We start from the raw sequence: 17,889 nt of genomic DNA on the forward strand, positions 1-17,889 counted from the left end.
ATGATAAGCAAACTGATCAGAGACCCTCTGGTTCACTTCAGCCTGATCGGGGCCGCGCTGTTCGCTGCCTACGACCAGTTTAAATCACCGGACGCAGCCCTGGATCAACACACCATTGTGGTTGACCGTAATGCCCTGCTGACCTTCATGCAGTACCGCTCCACCAAGTTCCAGCCCGAGCAGGCCAACCAGCGGCTCGACACCATGCCGGCAATCGAGCGTGACAAGTTGATCCATGACTATGTGCGTGAAGAGGCGCTCTATCGTAAGGCTCAGGCGCTGGGTATGACCGAAAATGACTACATCATCCGGCGTCGCTCGGTGCAAAAACTGGAGTTTATCGCCCAGGGCGTGGCCGAGCAGGTGGTCAGTGTCGAGCCCGGCGCGGTAGAAAGCTATTTCGACAGCCATCGCCAGGACTATTACGAGGAGCCCTCCTACACCTTCACCCATGTGTTTATCAAAGGGGATCCTGCCGACAATGCCGGACGCGCTTCGTCGTTGCTGAAACAGCTCAACGATCAGGCGGTCGGTTTCTCCTCTGCAACCGGCTTCGGTGATCGCTTTCTGTATAACCGCAACTATGTAGAGCGCACGCCGGACTTTATCGCCAGTCACTTCGGCGAGGAGTTCCGCGCCCAACTGGCGCAGCTATCGCCGGACAACGAGCACTGGCAGGGCCCCATCGCCTCCAGCCATGGCCAGCATCTGGTGATGCTCAGTGAATACCGCTCGGGCCGGGTGCCAAAGCTTGCAGAGGTACGCTCGCGGGTCGAGCAGGATTTCCGTCGCGCCCAGGAGCAGCAGAAACAGGAACTGGCGATTCAACAGATAGTGGAGCAGTACGATGTTGAATACCGTCTTTAAGCTGCTGTTCGCCTGTGTGCTTTTAATGCCGGGCGCGCTACTCGTATCAGCAACAGCTCAGGCTCATGATGCCCGGCCGCTTTACATTCAGATCACCGAGCTGGATAAACCAGACTTTGAAAACAGGGTGCCAGTCGATCATCAGTACAGTCTGAAAATGCAGGTACCGCCCTCGGTGGAAGCGGGCAACCGCCCGTTTCTGACCCTGCCGGACAACTGCAGCCATGAGCGTTTTGGCCTGATTATCCAGCTGAGCTGCGCCAGCTCACTGGCCGGGCAGGAGCTGGAGATCAACTACCCGCAGTTCAACCCGTCGATCACCACGCTGATCCGTGCCAGCTTCAACTCCGGTGCCACCTATCAGACACTGCTGTCGCCCAGTGAAAGCCGCTGGCAGATTCCCACCGAGCAGAGTACCTCGGCGGTAATCAGCGAATACACGGTACTGGGGGTCGAACATATCCTGATCGGCTGGGATCACCTGCTGTTCCTGTTCTGCCTGCTGATCATTTCCGGCAGTTTCAAGCGAACACTGATAACCATCTCGGGCTTTACACTTTCACACTCACTGACGCTGGTGATGACCACGCTTGGGGTTGTCGAGCTGCCGATCGCACCGGTGGAAGCGGTGATCGCACTGAGTATTCTGTTTCTGGCCTCAGAGATCGTGCGTGACCGCAGGCACACTCTGGCCTGGCGCTATCCGGTCGCGGTCTCAATGCTGTTTGGTCTGATTCATGGATTCGGCTTTGCGTCGGTGCTGCAAGATATCGGTCTGCCACAGACCGAACTGACCACCGCCCTGCTGTTTTTCAATATTGGTGTGGAGATCGGCCAGGTGGCGTTTGTCGGCGCTGTTATGATGCTCTTCTTCCTGGTACGACGCTGGCAAGCTTTCCCGCTGGCTGGATTTCAGCAACTGCTGATCTACAGTACCGGTTCACTCGCGGCGTTCTGGACCATTGAACGCATCGCCGGTTTTTAAGCCGGCCCGGATTAAAGGAATAAACGAGGTCAGGCAGGTGACAAACGCGACAGTGCAAAACCGGCACGAAACGGCACAACACACAGCGATACTCCAGGCCCGCAGCAGCGTTCTGACCGGCTTTACGGAACTCTGCAGGCGACACCATATCAACCCGATGCAGATGCTGGCCCGAGAAAACCTCGGACCCGCTGTGCTGCGCTCACAGGATCTGCATATCCCCTACGAGAGCTGCGTTCGCGTGCTGTATCACGCCGCCCGGGAATCCGGTTACCCGCTGTTCTCGCTGACTCTGTCCCTGCGCCACGGCATTGAAGCCCTGGGTCCACTGGGACTGATGGCCAGTCAGTCCGCCAGCCTCGGCGAGGCCCTGGGCGTGGTGCAAAAATACCTGCACTTTCATGCCCAGGGTGTGCAACTGGAGCTTGTGCAGCAAGGGAGTGAGGCTCGCCTGATCTACGATGTGCGGATGAACCGGAATATCGACTTAACTCAGCTGATGGAGCTCGGTATCGGTCGTATCCATAATGTGCTGCGCTCGCTGGCTCCCGCCGGCATGAAAATCAGCGGTGTCCGGTTCCGGCATGAGCCCCTGGCTCCAGTGTGCGAATATGCCGCGCTATTGGGGCTCACTCCCAGCTTCAGCAGCCAGGAAAACAGCGTCAGTTTTCCCGCCGCTTTCCTCAGCAAGCCACCGGCACCGGCATCCGATCGTGTCAGGCTCTATTTTGAGTCGTTTCTGACCCGGATCGGCCAGAGTCATGCCCGCCCGCTTAAACATCAGGTAGTGCGGCTGATCCATGACCTGATCCCCACCGGCGAAGCCTCCGCCGCCTCGGTGGCGGGCCTGCTCGGCCTGCATACCCGCAGCCTGCAACGGCAACTGAAGTTGATCGACACCGATTTCAGAACACTGCTGGAGGAGGTGCGCTATGAACGCGCCAAAGAGATTCTGGCCAACACCGATACGCCGGTGACCGACCTGGCACTGCAGCTGGGCTATTCAGAACTGAGCGCCTTTTCCCGGGCTTTTAAGAGCTGGAGTGGCCTCTCACCTCAACAATGGCGTCAACAGCATAGTGAAATCGCCATTTAGGCCGGTAGCCGGGATATCGGTGCCGACACTGGCTGTATTCGGACTCTGTACCAGGACCCGGCTAGGATCAGGCCATTGAACCAAGTGAAAATAAAAATGCCCGTCAGGTAACTCACCTGACGGGCATGGTCATTCGCGATCTGTTGTTACAAACGGATCAGGAATCTGCCGGAGTCTTGGTATCCGGCGCGGTATCAGTCGCTACGGTCGGCTCGACCGCTGGTTTCACTTCCGCTGCGGGTTTAACTTCCGCTGCAGGCTTGGCCTCCGGTGCGGGCTGAACGGCCACGGCGGGTTTAACTTCTGCAGCGGGTTTCACTTCCGGAGCCGGCTGCGCTTTCGGCTCAGCCTTGACTGTAGGTTCAGCCTTGGCAGCCGCTGCGGGCTTGGCTGCCGGAGCGGCCTTGGCCTTGGGCGCTGCAGCTCGGGGCTTCGGCGCCGCTTTAGGCTTAGGCGCTGCAGTTGCCTTAGGTGCCGCTGCAGTTTTCGGAGCCGCACTGGCTTTCGGGGCTGCAGGCTTGGCTTTTGCGGTCGCTGTCGCTTTCGGCGCGGCGGTTTTAGCCTTCGAGGCAGCTTTGGCTTTTGGAGCCGCGGAGCGGGGTTTCGGTGCCGCTTTCGCTGCAGGAGCCTTCTCTACCGGGGCTTGCGTTTCTGCCGCCGCTTTCTGCTCCGGCATGTATTTGAAGGCGAGCGGCAGCTTGTCGGCCATTTCGGCAAAGCTCTTTTCGAACAGGGCTGTAACCTGCTCTCTCGCTTCGGTCAGCGCGTCCACCTCTTTTTCCGCAACACTGCTGATCTTGCCTTCCTGGGCTTTAACGAACTTGATCTGCAGATCCAGCGCTTCCTGCGGATCCTTGACGTCAAACAGGGCTTTGACCTGCTCGAGGCTAGCGTTGAAGAAATCTACAAGGTAATCGGACTGCAGGGAAATCAGGGTCTCGGCGGCCTTCTTGTTGATTTCAGCCAATTCAGCTGCAGGGCCCATCTTTTCTTTCATATCGTTTAGCATACCGTCGTACATCGCTACCCTCTCATCTGGATATCAGTTAAGCAGCTCGGCTTATTGTGCAGTGCACCATTTCATGCACGGTAGTCCGCGGCGGGGGTCCTGTCAAGGCTTTCGACACTCCCCCAGCCGCTGCCTCCAGCCCTTTTACTCGAGACCTGTTATCAAACTCAGAGAGCACCCCTCAGGGTTAGAAAGTGCCCGGATAATCACCGCCATCCAGCAACAGATTCTGGCCCGTGATAAAGCCGGCCTGCGTGCCGCAGAGAAAAGCGCACATGGCGCCGAATTCAGACGGATCACCAAACCGGCCTGCAGGATTGGCCTGCATCTGCTGCTGGCGAACCTGAGCGGCCGTGGTACCCAGCTTCTGTGCGTACGACTCCAGGGTCGAGGTCAGGCGGTCGGTCTCGAACGAACCGGGCAGCAGATTGTTGATGGTGACATTATCCACCACGGTCTCTCGGGCCAGCCCGGCAACAAAGCCGGTCAGCCCGCTGCGGGCACCATTGGACAGGCCGAGAATCGAGATCGGCGCCTTGACTGCCGACGAGGTGATATTGACGATGCGGCCAAAGCCGCGCTCGCGCATGCCGTCCACCACCGCCTTGATCAGGAAGATCGGCGTCAGCATGTTGGCGTCCAGTGCCGCATGCCATGTCTGCTCATCCCAAGCGTGAAAGTCTCCCGGTGGTGGACCGCCGGCATTGGTGACCAGGATATCGGGGCCCGGACAGGCGGCCAGTACCGCTTTGCGCCCCGCTTCGGTGGTGATATCGGCGGCGACCGCCTGAACACTGACACCGGTCTGCTGACGCAGCTCGGCAGCGGTCTGCGCCAGTACCTCGGCATTACGGGCATTGATAACCAGGTCCACGCCCTCTTCGGCTAGCGCCAGAGCGCAGGCTCGCCCCAGGCCCTTGGACGCACCGCAGACAATCGCCTTGCGGCCTTTGAGATTAAGATTCATACAGTGATTTATCCGTTGCTGGTGTTAGGGGAGCACCCCCGGAAGGGTTGAGATCCAGGCGCACCTCCAATGCGCCCGATAAGCTTTCCGAGCCTTCAGGTGCCTTCCACCGAAACCACACGCGCCGAGCTACACTCGTCTCGAATCGTTTTCAGGCCCTGGTAGACATCGCTGTAGTAAAACCCTTCCAGCGCCTCTTGTGACGGAAACTCGAACAGCACTATCCGGCGTGGTTCCCAGTCCCCTTCGAAGACTTTATGCGCTCCTCCACGAGACAGATACTTGCCACCACAGGACTCGATGACCGGCTTTACCTGGGACATAAAATCCTGGTACCGCTTGGGGTCGTAGATATCGACATCAAAAATCGCATAGGCACTCATCTGGTTTTCCTCCCAATTACGCAGACGTTTTTCATCTCGCCGCGCCGAGACGCTTCTCGTCCAGGTTCACCAAATAACGAAAAGCATCTTCCGCGGCCTGAGAGGTCCTAGAGTAAGAAAGTTTGCCAGTGAGAATTTGACCCAAGACGAACGCGACTTGATAGTTTGCGAGAGGCTGGCAAAAAGGCAGTACGCCAGGCCTTGTGCTTGCACATTTCGCGACACCGCAAGAGCGGCACGCCCACGCCCCCGAGGCCGATCACCGCAACGATAATCCCGTTGAGCAAGCGACCGACGCTCGACTTAACCGCTATCGATTTGACCTTTTGCGCAATCGGCTTGTCTTTTTATGACAGCGATACCGGTCCTGGCGCCGGAAAACCGCCTGTATAGCCCGTGATCAGTGGAGTTTCTGGATTTAAGGAGAGTTTCGCGGCGATTTGACAATAAGTGGCGGCGAATTGATCATCAGTGACACAGCCGCATAATAATAAAAAGGCCAAGTATGACTTACCCCAAAACTTCACCGAAGGTGAAAAGTAGTGCCCTTATGGGCTTCCTGCCGCTATGCCGGAGCCTGAATATCAATCCGATCGAGATTCTCGCCGCTGAAGGCCTCTCCAGCGCGGTATTGAGATCAATGGATCTGATGATCTCCTACAACAGCCTCGCCCATGTACTCAATCACGCCACCGATGCCGCAGAGCACCCACTGTTCGGCGCCTCACTGGCGGGTTATCAGGGCCTGAAGACCTTCGGCCCACTCGGCCTGCTGGCCTCCCAAAGCCAATCAGTAGCGGGCAGCCTGGATATCATTCAGAAGTATTTCCACTTTCACGCCGAGGGCGTCAACATAAATCTGCAGCCCCACGGCAAGGATACCCATCTGGGCCTGGAAATCATGACCGACCCCTCGATCAGCCAGGAGCAGGTACTCGAATTGAGCCTTGTTTTCGGCTACCGGATCCTGACGGAGCTGTCGCCGGAATTCGCCGACCAAACCCAGATTCATTTCCGCCACGCTCCGCTGGCGCCGCTTGAGCAGTACCAGGCGTTGACGCCTGCCAAGCTCTGCTTTGAGCAGGAGAAAGATGCGCTCGTCTTCCCCTCCCGGTTGCTGGACTGCAAACCCAAACCCGCCTCGGAAGAGGTGAAAAACTACCTGGAGACCTTCCTGGAGCGCGAGTCCAAGGGACAGCAGCAGCCGCTGCAGTACAAGGTATCCAAGCTGATCTACGAACTTATCCCGTCCGGAGAAGCAACACTGACCACCATCGCGCCGATGCTGGGATTGAATGTGCGGACCCTGCAGCGCGAATTAAGCCTGGCAGGCACCGAGTTTCGCACCCTGCTTGATGAGGTACGTTTCGAGATCGCCCGGACATCGCTAGAGCAGAACTCCCCGATCACCGACGTGGCGCTGAACCTGGGCTACTCGGAGCTGAGTGCTTTCTCCCGCGCCTTCAAGCGCTGGTCCGGTGTCCCTCCCCAGCAGTGGCGCCAGAGCCATTACCAGGCACTACACTGACAGACGCTTAAGCGAGCGCTGTTGTGCATCGAAAAGGGGCTTCGGACAAGCCCCTTTTCGCTTTTTTGGCTGCGCTGAACCCCGTCTCCCGCCACACCACGAAAGAGTGTTAACGCTGTCATAAAATCACCAATTGGCGTCATCTTTGGTCAAGCCAGCCCCCGCCCCGATCACTACCTTATAAAGCCTGAACCCTTGCCGGAGGCCCTGCCCTCCTGGCCCTAAAGCCATCAGGCAATAATAAAAAGCGGACTGCATTCATGAGCGTAGATTTGATTCAAGCACTGACCGACATAGTCGGCGAAAAGGGCATGCTGACCGGCAGCGATGTAAGCCAACGTCCGGATGCCTGGATGGGAGCTGCCACCTGTCAGGCCAAGGCGATCGTGCGACCGGCCAGCACCGAAGAGCTTTCCGCCGTTATGAAACTCTGCCACCAGAACGACCAGACGGTTACCACTCATGGCGGCGTCACCGGACTGGTCGGCGGGACGCTGAGCCAGCCCAGCGATATCGTCGTCTCCCTGGAGCGCATGCGCAATATTATCGAGGTCGATGAGCAAAACCGTACCCTGACCGCAGAAGCCGGTGTCACCCTGCAGGCGATTCAGGAAGCGGCCGAGGCAGCGGAGCTGTTCTACCCGGTCGACCTGGGTGCCCGCGGCAGCGCCACCATCGGCGGTAATATCGCCACCAACGCCGGCGGTAACCGGGTGCTGCGTTACGGCATGACCCGGGACTCCGTGCTCGGCCTCGAGGCGGTATTGGCCGATGGCACCGTTATCTCCTCAATGTCGAAGGTGATCAAGAACAACACCGGTTATGACCTGCGCCAGCTGTTTGTCGGCAGCGAGGGAACGCTGGGCATCGTCACCCGTGCGGTACTGCGGTTACGCGCCAAACCGCAGGGAGAAGCCACGGCACTGGTGGCGGTGGAGCGCTTCGCAGACCTCAGCAAGCTGCTAAGCCTCGCCGAAGCCGGCTTGAGCGGCGGTCTCAGCTCATTCGAGGTGATGTGGAACGATTTCTACAGCCTGGTTACCAGTTTCGAGCGTCACAAGGCTCCGCTGGAGGCGAGCTCGCCCTTCTACGTGATTCTGGAAACCCAGGGCAAGAGCAATGAGCTGGAACAGGCTCGTCTCGAGGAGCTGCTGGGCGAAGCCCTGGAACAGGAGCTGATCAGCGATGCGATCCTGACCCAGTCGGTCAGCGAGCGCGACAAGGTGTGGGCGATACGGGATGACATCGAGGCCCTGTTCAGCCTGGCGCCACTCCACGGGTTCGATGTCAGCCTGCCGATTGCAGCCATGGATGACTACCTGCGCAAGCTTCGCAAACAGCTGCTTGAGCGCTGGCCGGACAGCGCCTGTATCGTTTTCGGCCACCTGGGCGATGGCAACCTGCATATCATCATCGGCAAGATCCCGTCTGAAGATAAGAAAGCGGTGGAGAGGCTGGTCTATGGCGGCCTTGCGCCTCTGGGGGGATCGATCTCGGCCGAGCACGGTATCGGCTATGAAAAGAAACCCTACCTGTGCTGCAGCCGCTCTGACGCCGAGATCGCCCTGATGCGAACCCTCAAGCAGGCGATGGACCCGAAAAAGCTGCTCAACCGGGGCAAGGTTTTCGACTGAGCCTCCAATGCTCCTGCACATTTCTCCCGCTGAAGAGCAGCAATCGCGGCTCTTCAGCTTTGTGCTGCTCTGACGTGCTGTAACCCTCCACCCCTATCTCTCTGCCCTGTCGTTTTGTGTCAACAGCGAGGCAGTTTTTGTCAAGATCGCCAACCCGCTGCCACCTAGCATGTGACTCAGCACATTGCTCAAAGGCCACAGGAGTGCGGAGAACGCCAGCAATGCGGTTCCACTTGAGCAACGACCTCGTCGCGACAGGCCTCGACTGTCTCAACGATCCAGATACTTAGACCATAACTAAAACAAGGCTAAGAACGATGGGTAACAACTCTACACTTCCGTCGGCAACCCGCCGGCTGTTCCTGCAGCGTTCGCTGTTGGCGCTGGGAGCGGTCGTCGCCGCACCGGCGATCAGCACCGCAGCGTTTGCCGACACCTCAGCTATCGACGCACCGAGCCTTAAGGTACTCAGCGCCGAAGACTACCGCATCCTTTCCGTAGTGACCGATACCGTTATTCCGCGTGACGGTGCCTTCCCCCTGGGCGCACTGGATGTGGATCTGGCCGGCCGGATCGATGCCTACCTGGAGCCTGAAGATACCGAACTGCTGCAGGGACTGCGCGGCGCACTGATGTTCCTTGAGCATAAGGCGCCCGGTCTGATCGGTATCGACAACCCGTTTAGCGCCCTGCCCCAGGACCAGCGCGAATCCCTGTTGTTGACGCTGCGTGACGCCGGTGGCGATGCCACCGCGGTGTTCGCCGCGCTGCGTGGAATCAGCATGTTTTATTTCTATACCGATGAGCAGGCCTGGCCGCAGTTCAACTATGACGGCCCGCTGGTCAAGCGCGGTAAGCCGGTCTATCCGCAGGTGAGGGATTGAGATGATTATCCAAGGTCACGAGATTTTTTCCCCGCTCACGCTGAAGACTCACTCCGTTGTGGTCGGCTCCGGCGCCGGCGGCGGCGTGGCGGCCTACCATATGGCGGCCGCCGGTCTGGATACCGTTGTGCTGGAGGAAGGGGGTTACTTCCAGGCGAAGGACTTCAACCAGCGCGAAGAGGATATGATGCCGGCGCTCTACCGCAGTGCCGGCCGCCAGATGACCACCGATGGTCTGATCTACGTCTGGCAGGGGTCCACCTTTGGTGGCTCCACCGTGATCAACACCGCCGACGCCACGCCAATCGAGGCGGAGGTGCTGCACCACTGGCAGCAGAAGTTCGGCCTGAACGAACTCACCGAAGATAACCTGGCGGCGTCCTACGAGCGTGTTTACAAAACGCTGAACGTTCACCGCCTTGAGGAGAAGATCCTCAACCGCAACAACAAGGTGCTGCTGGAAACCGCCAACCGCCTGGGCTACAAGGCCGGCGTATTCAACTCTAACCGCAAGGGCTGTATCGGTAGCGGCTACTGCTTCCAGGGTTGCGCCTACGACGCCAAACAGGGCACCAATCTGACCTACCTGCCGATGGCATCTGACCTCGGTGCGCGGATCTACACCGATGTACGCGTAGACCGTATTGAGCCGATCTCGGGTAACCGCTACCGCATCCTCGCCAGCGTGGTTGAGCGCGGTACGCGTCGCTTCCGCCACCCGGTGGAGATCGACTGCGAGCGCATTATCATGGCGGCGGGCACCGTGCATACCCCGGCGATTCTGAAACGCTCCGGCTTCGACAAGGCGCTGCCGCAGCTCGGCAAGAATATCTCTCTGCAGCCGCAGATCGGACTCGCCGCCACCTTCCCGGATGAAGACAAGATGACCTCCTGGCGTGGCGCGCCCCAGTCGATCTACATGAGCGAGTTCGATGACAACCGCGCCGAGCATGGCCTGGGCGGCTTCCGTATGGAAGGCGTCGGTGGCATGGCTGGCGTCTTCGCCCAGTTCTCCAACAAGATCGGCCTGGACCACAAGCGGATGATGGAGCAGTTCCCCAGTACCCATTACTCCGCCCTGCTGGTTCCCGATCAGCCCAGCGGCACTCTCGACTGGGAATGGGCAGCCGATGGCAGCGTCAAGCCGAAGATCCAGTACGCCCTGACCGCCGAATGGAAACAGCGTTTCAAGCGCGGTTTTAAAACCGCGGCGGAGTTCCTGTTTGAGGCAGGCGCCAAAGAGGTCAACTGCAACAGCCCGGTGTTCGGCTCGCTCACCAGCCCCGATCAGCTGTCCCGCATCGATGACTTCCCGCTGGAACCGGGCCTGGTGGCGCTGACCTCCGCCCATGTGCAGGGCAGCTGCCGTATCGGCGTGAATGCCGATGTGGGCGTGGTGGACCAGAACCTGAAGCTGCACAACCTGGACAACATCTACGTGGTCGATGGTTCGGTAATGCCGACCACCGCCTCCACCCACACGATGATTCCGATCATGGTGATGGCGGACCGGGCGATGCACAAGCTGGCCCAGGGCGCCTGATCGATCACCGATAAATAGAATAAAAAGGAACCTCTTATGTTGAACGATACAACCCGCCAGGCGATCGCGGAGCAGATCCACACCTGCTTCAAAAGCACTGAGCAGATCGGCCTGCTGACCAAAGCCTATCCCGAGATGGAGATGGAAGACTCCTACCGCATTCAGGAGAAGGTGGTACAGAAATTTGTCGCTGAGGGCCGCAAGATCAAGGGTTACAAGATCGGCCTCACCTCCAAGGCGATGCAGGAGATGATCGGCGCCAGTGAGCCCGATTACAGCGCGATCCTCGATGACATGTTCGTTAATGAAGGCGCTGCGCTGCTGCGTGACGACTTCGCCATGCCGATGGTGGAGATCGAGATCGCCTTCGTCATCAAAAAGCGTCTTGAAGGCCCCTACGTTAACGCCGCCGAAGTGATTCAGGCTACGGATTTCATCCTGCCTTCCATCGAGGTGGTCGACTTCCGTGTGGCTCCGGAGCCCGGCATCAACGTGGTCGACACCATCGCCGACCTGGCCGCTATCGGCAAGGTTGCCCTGGGCGGTAACCCGGTACGGCTCGAAGATATCGACGTGCGCAACATCAACGCCGAACTGATCATCAACGACGAAGTGCGCGAGTCCGGCAACTCTGCCGCCGTGCTCGGCAACCCCGTAACCGCCGTGGCCTGGCTGGTGAACAAACTCTCCGAGTTTGGCGTCGCCTTTGAACCGGGCGACGTGATCTTTTCCGGTTCCTGCACCCGCGCCCTGCCGGTTCATCCCGGCGACAAGGTTACCGCCCGTTTCGACAAGGGTCTGGGTGACGTCAATCTGAGTTTTGAGTGAGAGGCCAACATGTCTAACTATCGTTCCAAGACCACTACCGAAGGCCGTCAGGCAGCGGGCGCCCGTGCACTCTGGCGCGCAACCGGCGTATGCGATGGCGATTTCGGCAAACCGATCATCGCCGTGGCCAACTCCTTCACCCAGTTCGTACCGGGCCATGTGCACTTGAAGGATATCGGCCAGCTGGTGGCGCGAGAAATCGAAAACGCCGGCGGTATCGCCAAGGAGTTCAACACTATCGCCATCGATGACGGTATCGCCCAGGGCCACGATGGCATGCTCTACTCGCTGCCGAGTCGTGACATTATCGCCGATTCCGTCGAGTACATGGTCAACGGTCACTGCGCCGACGCCCTGATCTGCATCTCCAACTGCGACAAGATCACCCCCGGGATGCTGATGGCTGCCATGCGCCTTAACATCCCCACGATCTTTGTATCCGGCGGCCCGATGGAAGCCGGCCGTGTGCAACTGGCGGAACAGGTACTGCGCATCGATCCGGTCGACGCCTATGTGGCCGGGGTAAACCCTGCCGTGGATGCCGATGAGGCCCTGAAGATCGAACAGAGCGCGTGCCCGACCTGCGGTTCCTGCTCCGGCATGTTTACCGCCAACTCAATGAACTGCCTGAATGAAGCGCTCGGCCTTGCCCTGCCCGGCAACGGCAGCATGCTGGCCACCCATGCCGATCGTCGTGAACTGTTCCTGCAGGCCAGCCGCCGCATTGTCGAGATCACCAAGCGTCATTACGAGCAGAACGACGACAGCGTGCTGCCGCGTAACATCGCCAACCGGGCCGCCTTTCATAACGCCATGACCATGGATATCGCCATGGGCGGTTCCACCAACACCATTCTGCACCTGCTGGCAGCGGCTCAGGAGGGCGAGATCAATTTCACCCTGGCCGATATCGACCGCCTGTCCCGCGAAGTGCCGCACCTGTGCAAGGTTTCCCCGGCAACAGCCGACTACTACATGGAGGATGTGCACCGTGCCGGTGGTGTATTCGGTATTCTCGGTGAGCTGGACCGGGCCAAGCTGCTGAGCACCCAGGTCAGCACCGTACACAGCGCCACCCTGGCCGAAGCCCTGGATAAGTGGGATATCTGCCGTACCGACAATGCCGAGGTGGAAACCTTCTATCGCGCCGGCCCTGCGGGTATCCGCACCACCGAGGCATTCAGCCAGGAGTGTCGCTGGGACAGCCTGGACCGGGATCGTGAAAACGGCTGCATTCGCCGTCTGGACAACGCTTACAGCCAGGAAGGCGGCCTTGCCGTGCTGTTCGGTAACCTGGCGGAAGATGGCTGCATCGTCAAAACCGCCAGCGTGCCCGAGCATCTGCTGCAGTTTGAAGGTGTCGCCCGTGTATTTGACGACCAGGACGCGGCAATCGCGGCGCTCAACGCAGATGAAATAGAACCCGGTACCTGCGTCATTATCCGTTACGAAGGCCCCAAGGGCGGCCCCGGCATGCAGGAGATGCTGATACCGACCAGCCTGTTAAAGGCCAAGGGACTTGCTACCTCCTGCGCCCTGCTGACCGACGGGCGCTTCTCCGGCGCCACCTCCGGTCTCTCTATCGGTCACACTTCACCGGAAGCGGCCAACGGCGGCGCCATCGGTCTGGTTAACGATGGCGATATCATCAAGTTGGATATCCCTGCGCGCAGTATCAATATCGCCATTTCAGACGAGGAACTGAACCAACGCCGTGAGCAGATGGAAACCAGAGGCCTCAAAGCCTGGAAGCCGGAAGGTCCACGCAAGCGCAACGTCAGCCTTGCGCTAAAGGCGTTCGGCATGTTGGCCACCAGCGCCGACAAGGGCGGAGTGCGTAACCGCGAACTGATCGAAAAGCATTTCGGTTAAGCACTTCCAGAAAGCACCGGTTCGCAGCCGCGAGCCGGTGCTTCCCTGCCGATACAAACAAGCTTTCCTCTACAAATTCAGCGAGAGTAAATCCCATGCTTAATCTTGCACTACAGAAATGGCGCGCCAAGGAACCGAGCCTCGGCATCTGGTCGAACCTGCCCGATATCCATATGGCCGAGATGCTGAGCCGCATGGATGTGGACTGGATCTGCTTCGACCTGCAGCACGGCCTGATGGACTACAGCGATCTGACCCGCCTGCTGCCGGCTATCACCGGCGTGGATACCACCCCGCTGGTACGTGTTGCCGCGAATCAGCCGGACCAGATCGGCAAAGCACTGGATGCCGGCGCCCAGGGCGTGATCGTCCCGATGGTGAACAGCGCGGAAGACGCGCGACGCGCTGTATCAGCCTGCCGCTATCCGCCCATGGGTACCCGCTCCTGCGGCCCGATGCGCGACGCCATGCTGGAAGGCATGAGCTACCTGGCCAGCGCCAACGGACAGATCGCATGCCTGGTGATGATCGAAACCGAAGAGGGTCTGCGCAACCTCGAAGAGATCGCCGCCGTTGAAGGCGTAGATGGTCTGTTCGTTGGCCCGATGGACCTGTGCTACGGGCTGGGTCTGGCGCCGGGCAGCTTCACCGATCCGGCGTTTGTTTCCGCCATTGCCGATATCCTCAAAGCGTGCGAAACCAACAACCTGGCCAGCGGCATGTTCGGCTACAACGCCGAGATGGCCGCCAATTCGATCAAGAACGGCTTTGATTTCGCGTCAATCGGCACCGATATCAGCTTTATCCGCGCCGGTGCCACCCTGGCCCTTCATACCGCCCAGGGCAAAGACCAGGAAGATGCGCCCAGTGCGCGGGGTGGATACTAAGTAACCTAAGCCTAACCTTCGCTATTAAAAAACCGGGCGGTCCGGTTTCACTGAAAAAACTATGAAACCGGGTCGCTCAGGGCAGGATCAGCGTGTTTAGGAAGCTATGAACTTGTTCATGGCTTCCTTTATACTCTCGGCTTCAACTCTCTTCGCGTGATTATCCGCAACGCTATCTCAGTGACTACGGCAACGACAACAAAGCCGATAAGAATGCTTACAACGTGATCCGCCGTTTTAAGGACGTAATCAAGTGCAAGGATCATCGCCGAAACGCTAAATACTATCGCAACAATCACCAGGGCTCGTGATGCACCTGTTTCTGCGATTAGTTTCAGGTGCCCTATATGAGTCACGGTATGAATAAACAGTATGGATATTGAGCCGATTGCGGCTATTTCAGACAGGTCAAACAATAACAGCGATATAATTATTAAAAATCCGCTAATGATTAGCCCTTCCCGGCTATGGCCAATCGGTTTTCCGAATTCAGCTGGAAGCTCACCATCCTTAGCCATTTGATAGGTCACATTAGTCACCGCATATAAATTGGCGTTTATAGCAGAGGCCGTTGCGACCAATGCAGTGATCGCGACTACTGTAAAACCTATGGGTCCAAATATCGGCAGGGCCGCCTGAGCCAACGCAAAGTCTTTTGCCGCTATCACCTTCGCAACCGGCAGGTTACCGAAGACGGCAAAGGCGATCGCCACGTAAAGCATCATAACCAGGGCTATGGCAAGTATCATGGCACGTGGCAGCGTTCGGCTTGGGTTTGGCATATCCTCTGCCACGTTGGTAATCACCCTGAAGCCCTCGTAAGCAAAAAATGTAATTGCCAGGCTGAAAAATATATTATTCACCGGCGGATAGTGTGAAGGGGCTAATAAATCAGGCTTGAGGACGGCAATACCTGCCACAGATAGTATCACCAGGACTATAAATTTTATGCCAACGGTGATCCTTTCCCAGATGGCGACATCCTTCGCGCCTCTGAGATTGATAAGAACAAACATGATGATAATGCCCACCGAAAACAGATGACGCCATAGGTCGTCCCCCGCAGATTTCGGCAGAAAGGTAATTGCATAATTCCCGAATGCCTTGGCGATTAAGCTCAGAGATACAACGGCGGAGAAATACATCATTATGCCCATGCTTCCGGTAAAGACTCCCGGGCCAAAGGCCTGTATCAAATACTCAATAATTCCGCCGGAAGAGGGATAACGGGCCCCAAGCTTGCCTAATGAGTAGCCGCTAAACAGCGCAATCAAGCCACCGATAATAAATGAGACATAAACGGCGCTGCCTGAGATATCACTGGCCTCCCCGAGTAATGCGAAAATCCCGGCACCAACCATGGCACCTATGCCCATGGCAACGGCTGACCAGAGTCCAATAGGCTTTTGTGACGTATGCATACAAGCTTCCCTTCTGCATTATCATAAGGCTTAACCGGGGAAGCCATGATCGGGATGTGGCGTCCGTCGTTATGCACCAAGGCATCCGGGGCCAGCCAAGTAGCGCTTAGAGAATAATAATAGCTGACTGAGCTTGAGAAATTTTTTCGGGGAATACCAGCTTCCCGTGAGGTGACTTATTGATAATAAAAGCGGCCCCGCCTCGGTTGATCAGCAGGGCCTGAAGAGGGTTAACGAGCCGTAAAGCCTCCATCCACGGTCACTTCAGAACCGGTCATAAAGCGCGAAGCATCCGAAGCCAGGAAGGCGATCACTACATGATGGCCTGCCTTTGCCAGCGCTTCTGCAGCAGCCAACCCGATACCCGAAGCGCCACCGGTGATCAAAGCTACTTTCTCATTCATCTGAATATCCTCGCAGTCGGCGGATCTGTTAGGCCAGGGCCATGCCGCCATCCACGCTCAGGCCAACACCGGTAATAAACGCAGCGTCGTCTGAACACAGGTAGGCCGCTGCCTTGGCCACATCTTCCGGCGTGCCCACACGTTTGAGCGGCGTGCGGGTAATGAGCGCGTCCTGCAGCGAGGCTGCATCAGGGGTTTTAGGAGCGCGAACTCGTTGAGATCGGGTCGATGGGCTTGGAATTATTGGTTAGCTTAAAAAGCTGATGTCCAGCAAGTGTGCTTCTCTATCAAGCAACTGATAATTAAAGAAAATATTTATCTGACTACTGTTTCACAACGTATATCAACGCAGGCCAGCGCTGTTTGATCAAAACCTGACCAGCGTCTACGCTGAGTCGAGACATAAAGGTGTTCGCCTCGAGCGAAGCTGTCACCTCTGCGCCTTGGTATGAATACCCGAAGGAGTAGCAGTGCTATAAGAGCTAAGCCTTCGTCTCATCAATTGATGGAGGTAAGCATGTTCTCTTCGTTACCCCGGTGTGCATCGCTCACACTGCTGGCCGCATCCGTCATGGCCGCTAATGCGGCTTCCGCCAAAACTGAGGACAAACTCCCCTCAGTCATAACAGAGGTGTTCGTTGATTTTGCGGGCGATTCGCTCTACATAGAGGGAAGCCTCTTCCCTGATACGGGCTCCTTGGTGGTTGAGTTGGGAAGTCCAACAAACCTAATCCTGGGAGATATTTCAAGCTCCTGCACTTCCTATCTAGGCGCTGTGCCCGAACAGGTTGTTTGTGAATTACCGCTAGGTTCACTTAGTGACGGCGATTATCTGCTACGGCTCAGCTCCATTGATGCCAAAGCGCCGGCGACAGATTTTGCCCTCACTATAGGCGCCGTTGGTCCCAAGGGAGATCAGGGCGAGCCTGGACCACAGGGGCCACAGGGTTTGCCTGGCCCCCAGGGTGAAACCGGCCCGATAGGACCGGCTGGACCGGAAGGACCCATGGGTGCACAAGGGCCGCAAGGACCAGAAGGTCCCCAAGGTCCAATGGGACCCACAGGGCCGCAAGGACCTGTGGGAGCTCAGGGACCACAAGGCCCGGCAGGACCTCAGGGCCCCGAAGGACCAGAGGGCCCCATTGGCCCCCAGGGTGAAAGCGGTTTGGCCGATGGTACGGCTACCGGTGAAATTCTTACCTGGAACGGCAGTAGTTGGATCGGCGCGACTCCTTTGCCCGAAAACAATATGCAGCCTTCGCTGGCGATAAATTACATCATCGCACTTCAGGGTATTTTCCCATCCCGCTCTTCGGCTGAGCCATTCATCGGGGAAATCATTATGTTTGGCGGAAATTTTGCCCCCAGGGGATGGGCGTTTTGTGATGGCCAGTTATTGCCGATAGCGCAAAATACGGCTCTGTTTTCTATTATCGGCACCACCTACGGTGGGGATGGCCGAACCACCTTTGCACTGCCTGACTTAAGAGGCCGAGTGCCGGTAGGAGAAGGTAGCGGTCCCGGCTTAACACCCCGAACACTTGGAGCAAAATTCGGTACAGAAACACACTGACCAGATTG

At 57.8% G+C, this 17,889-nt stretch carries 17 protein-coding genes; 11 read left to right on the forward strand and 6 right to left on the reverse strand.

Annotation, left to right across the window (positions count from 1 at the left end; genetic code table 11):
• The 3 genes from ACQUQP_RS16295 to ACQUQP_RS16305 are packed head-to-tail and all read left to right on the forward strand — an operon-like array spanning position 1 to position 2,948.
• Positions 1-867: a peptidyl-prolyl cis-trans isomerase gene (locus ACQUQP_RS16295; RefSeq protein WP_432696088.1), complete on the forward strand. Its 867-nt coding sequence runs from the start codon at positions 1-3 to the stop codon at positions 865-867.
• Positions 848-1,852: a HupE/UreJ family protein gene (locus ACQUQP_RS16300; protein WP_432696089.1), complete on the forward strand. Its 1,005-nt coding sequence runs from the start codon at positions 848-850 to the stop codon at positions 1,850-1,852. The genes ACQUQP_RS16295 and ACQUQP_RS16300 overlap by 20 nt, the downstream gene beginning before the upstream one ends.
• A 37-nt stretch (positions 1,853-1,889) precedes the next feature.
• Positions 1,890-2,948 (forward strand): AraC family transcriptional regulator, encoded by a 1,059-nt coding sequence (locus ACQUQP_RS16305; protein WP_432696090.1) that lies wholly within the window; start codon positions 1,890-1,892, stop codon positions 2,946-2,948.
• A 157-nt stretch (positions 2,949-3,105) separates the two neighbouring features.
• On the opposite strand, the gene phaP is transcribed toward ACQUQP_RS16305, so the two are convergent.
• The 3 genes from phaP to ACQUQP_RS16320 form a co-directional block, all read right to left on the reverse strand.
• Positions 3,106-3,969 carry a TIGR01841 family phasin gene (gene phaP, locus ACQUQP_RS16310; RefSeq protein ID WP_432696091.1) on the reverse strand — a complete coding sequence of 288 codons (864 nt, stop codon included), beginning with the start codon at positions 3,967-3,969 and terminating at the stop codon, positions 3,106-3,108.
• A 175-nt stretch (positions 3,970-4,144) separates the two neighbouring features.
• Positions 4,145-4,924: an SDR family oxidoreductase gene (locus ACQUQP_RS16315; protein WP_432696092.1), complete on the reverse strand. Its 780-nt coding sequence runs from the start codon at positions 4,922-4,924 to the stop codon at positions 4,145-4,147.
• A gap of 95 nt (positions 4,925-5,019) precedes the next feature.
• The gene (locus tag ACQUQP_RS16320) at positions 5,020-5,307 is read right to left on the reverse strand and encodes a DUF1330 domain-containing protein (protein ID WP_432696093.1); all 288 of its coding nucleotides are present in this window, start codon (positions 5,305-5,307) and stop codon (positions 5,020-5,022) included.
• Between the two features lie 505 nt (positions 5,308-5,812).
• On the opposite strand from ACQUQP_RS16320, the gene ACQUQP_RS16325 reads away from it, so the two are divergent.
• The 7 genes from ACQUQP_RS16325 to ACQUQP_RS16355 all read left to right on the forward strand — a co-directional run bounded on the left by ACQUQP_RS16325 (position 5,813) and on the right by ACQUQP_RS16355 (position 14,483).
• Entirely contained in the window at positions 5,813-6,835 is a 1,023-nt protein-coding gene (locus tag ACQUQP_RS16325; RefSeq protein ID WP_432696094.1) for an AraC family transcriptional regulator ligand-binding domain-containing protein, read from the forward strand.
• 260 nt (positions 6,836-7,095) lie between these two features.
• A complete protein-coding gene (locus ACQUQP_RS16330; protein WP_432696095.1) occupies positions 7,096-8,469 on the forward strand; it encodes an FAD-binding oxidoreductase in 1,374 nt (457 codons plus the stop codon).
• A gap of 317 nt (positions 8,470-8,786) precedes the next feature.
• Positions 8,787-9,353: a gluconate 2-dehydrogenase subunit 3 family protein gene (locus ACQUQP_RS16335; RefSeq protein WP_432696096.1), complete on the forward strand. Its 567-nt coding sequence runs from the start codon at positions 8,787-8,789 to the stop codon at positions 9,351-9,353.
• A 1-nt stretch (position 9,354) separates the two neighbouring features.
• The gene (locus tag ACQUQP_RS16340) at positions 9,355-10,896 is read left to right on the forward strand and encodes a GMC family oxidoreductase N-terminal domain-containing protein (RefSeq protein ID WP_432696097.1); all 1,542 of its coding nucleotides are present in this window, start codon (positions 9,355-9,357) and stop codon (positions 10,894-10,896) included.
• Between the two features lie 36 nt (positions 10,897-10,932).
• Complete coding sequence (locus ACQUQP_RS16345; RefSeq protein WP_432696098.1) at positions 10,933-11,724, forward strand: 2-keto-4-pentenoate hydratase; 792 nt, start codon at positions 10,933-10,935, stop codon at positions 11,722-11,724.
• A 9-nt stretch (positions 11,725-11,733) separates the two neighbouring features.
• The gene (gene ilvD / locus ACQUQP_RS16350) at positions 11,734-13,596 is read left to right on the forward strand and encodes a dihydroxy-acid dehydratase (protein WP_432696099.1); all 1,863 of its coding nucleotides are present in this window, start codon (positions 11,734-11,736) and stop codon (positions 13,594-13,596) included.
• Positions 13,597-13,691: 95 nt separating this feature from the next.
• Entirely contained in the window at positions 13,692-14,483 is a 792-nt protein-coding gene (locus ACQUQP_RS16355; RefSeq protein ID WP_432696100.1) for an HpcH/HpaI aldolase family protein, read from the forward strand.
• A gap of 128 nt (positions 14,484-14,611) precedes the next feature.
• Here ACQUQP_RS16355 and ACQUQP_RS16360 read toward each other — a convergent pair whose 3' ends face one another.
• From ACQUQP_RS16360 to ACQUQP_RS16370, 3 genes are all read right to left on the reverse strand, one after another.
• Positions 14,612-15,904, reverse strand: coding sequence for an APC family permease (locus ACQUQP_RS16360; RefSeq protein WP_432696101.1), 1,293 nt, complete (start codon positions 15,902-15,904; stop codon positions 14,612-14,614).
• A 230-nt stretch (positions 15,905-16,134) separates the two neighbouring features.
• Positions 16,135-16,308, reverse strand: coding sequence for an SDR family oxidoreductase (locus ACQUQP_RS16365; protein ID WP_432696102.1), 174 nt, complete (start codon positions 16,306-16,308; stop codon positions 16,135-16,137).
• 28 nt (positions 16,309-16,336) lie between these two features.
• Positions 16,337-16,447, reverse strand: coding sequence for an SDR family oxidoreductase (locus ACQUQP_RS16370; protein WP_432696103.1), 111 nt, complete (start codon positions 16,445-16,447; stop codon positions 16,337-16,339).
• 1,026 nt (positions 16,448-17,473) lie between these two features.
• On the opposite strand from ACQUQP_RS16370, the gene ACQUQP_RS16375 reads away from it, so the two are divergent.
• Positions 17,474-17,881, forward strand: coding sequence for a tail fiber protein (locus ACQUQP_RS16375; RefSeq protein ID WP_432696104.1), 408 nt, complete (start codon positions 17,474-17,476; stop codon positions 17,879-17,881).
• Positions 17,882-17,889 lie beyond the last annotated feature (8 nt).

The organism is Marinobacterium sp. YM272 (assembly GCF_050908845.1).
Lineage (GTDB): Bacteria > Pseudomonadota > Gammaproteobacteria > Pseudomonadales > Balneatricaceae > Marinobacterium_D.

Coding starts and splice junctions, on each gene's coding strand:
- phaP (WP_432696091.1), bottom strand. CDS start 3,969: ATGTACGACGGTATGCTAAACGATATGAAAGAAAAGATGGGCCCTGCA.
- ACQUQP_RS16345 (WP_432696098.1), top strand. CDS start 10,933: ATGTTGAACGATACAACCCGCCAGGCGATCGCGGAGCAGATCCACACC.
- ACQUQP_RS16320 (WP_432696093.1), bottom strand. CDS start 5,307: ATGAGTGCCTATGCGATTTTTGATGTCGATATCTACGACCCCAAGCGG.
- ACQUQP_RS16325 (WP_432696094.1), top strand. CDS start 5,813: ATGACTTACCCCAAAACTTCACCGAAGGTGAAAAGTAGTGCCCTTATG.
- ACQUQP_RS16335 (WP_432696096.1), top strand. CDS start 8,787: ATGGGTAACAACTCTACACTTCCGTCGGCAACCCGCCGGCTGTTCCTG.
- ilvD (WP_432696099.1), top strand. CDS start 11,734: ATGTCTAACTATCGTTCCAAGACCACTACCGAAGGCCGTCAGGCAGCG.
- ACQUQP_RS16300 (WP_432696089.1), top strand. CDS start 848: ATGTTGAATACCGTCTTTAAGCTGCTGTTCGCCTGTGTGCTTTTAATG.
- ACQUQP_RS16365 (WP_432696102.1), bottom strand. CDS start 16,308: ATGAATGAGAAAGTAGCTTTGATCACCGGTGGCGCTTCGGGTATCGGG.
- ACQUQP_RS16355 (WP_432696100.1), top strand. CDS start 13,692: ATGCTTAATCTTGCACTACAGAAATGGCGCGCCAAGGAACCGAGCCTC.
- ACQUQP_RS16315 (WP_432696092.1), bottom strand. CDS start 4,924: ATGAATCTTAATCTCAAAGGCCGCAAGGCGATTGTCTGCGGTGCGTCC.
- ACQUQP_RS16330 (WP_432696095.1), top strand. CDS start 7,096: ATGAGCGTAGATTTGATTCAAGCACTGACCGACATAGTCGGCGAAAAG.
- ACQUQP_RS16360 (WP_432696101.1), bottom strand. CDS start 15,904: ATGCATACGTCACAAAAGCCTATTGGACTCTGGTCAGCCGTTGCCATG.
- ACQUQP_RS16295 (WP_432696088.1), top strand. CDS start 1: ATGATAAGCAAACTGATCAGAGACCCTCTGGTTCACTTCAGCCTGATC.
- ACQUQP_RS16340 (WP_432696097.1), top strand. CDS start 9,355: ATGATTATCCAAGGTCACGAGATTTTTTCCCCGCTCACGCTGAAGACT.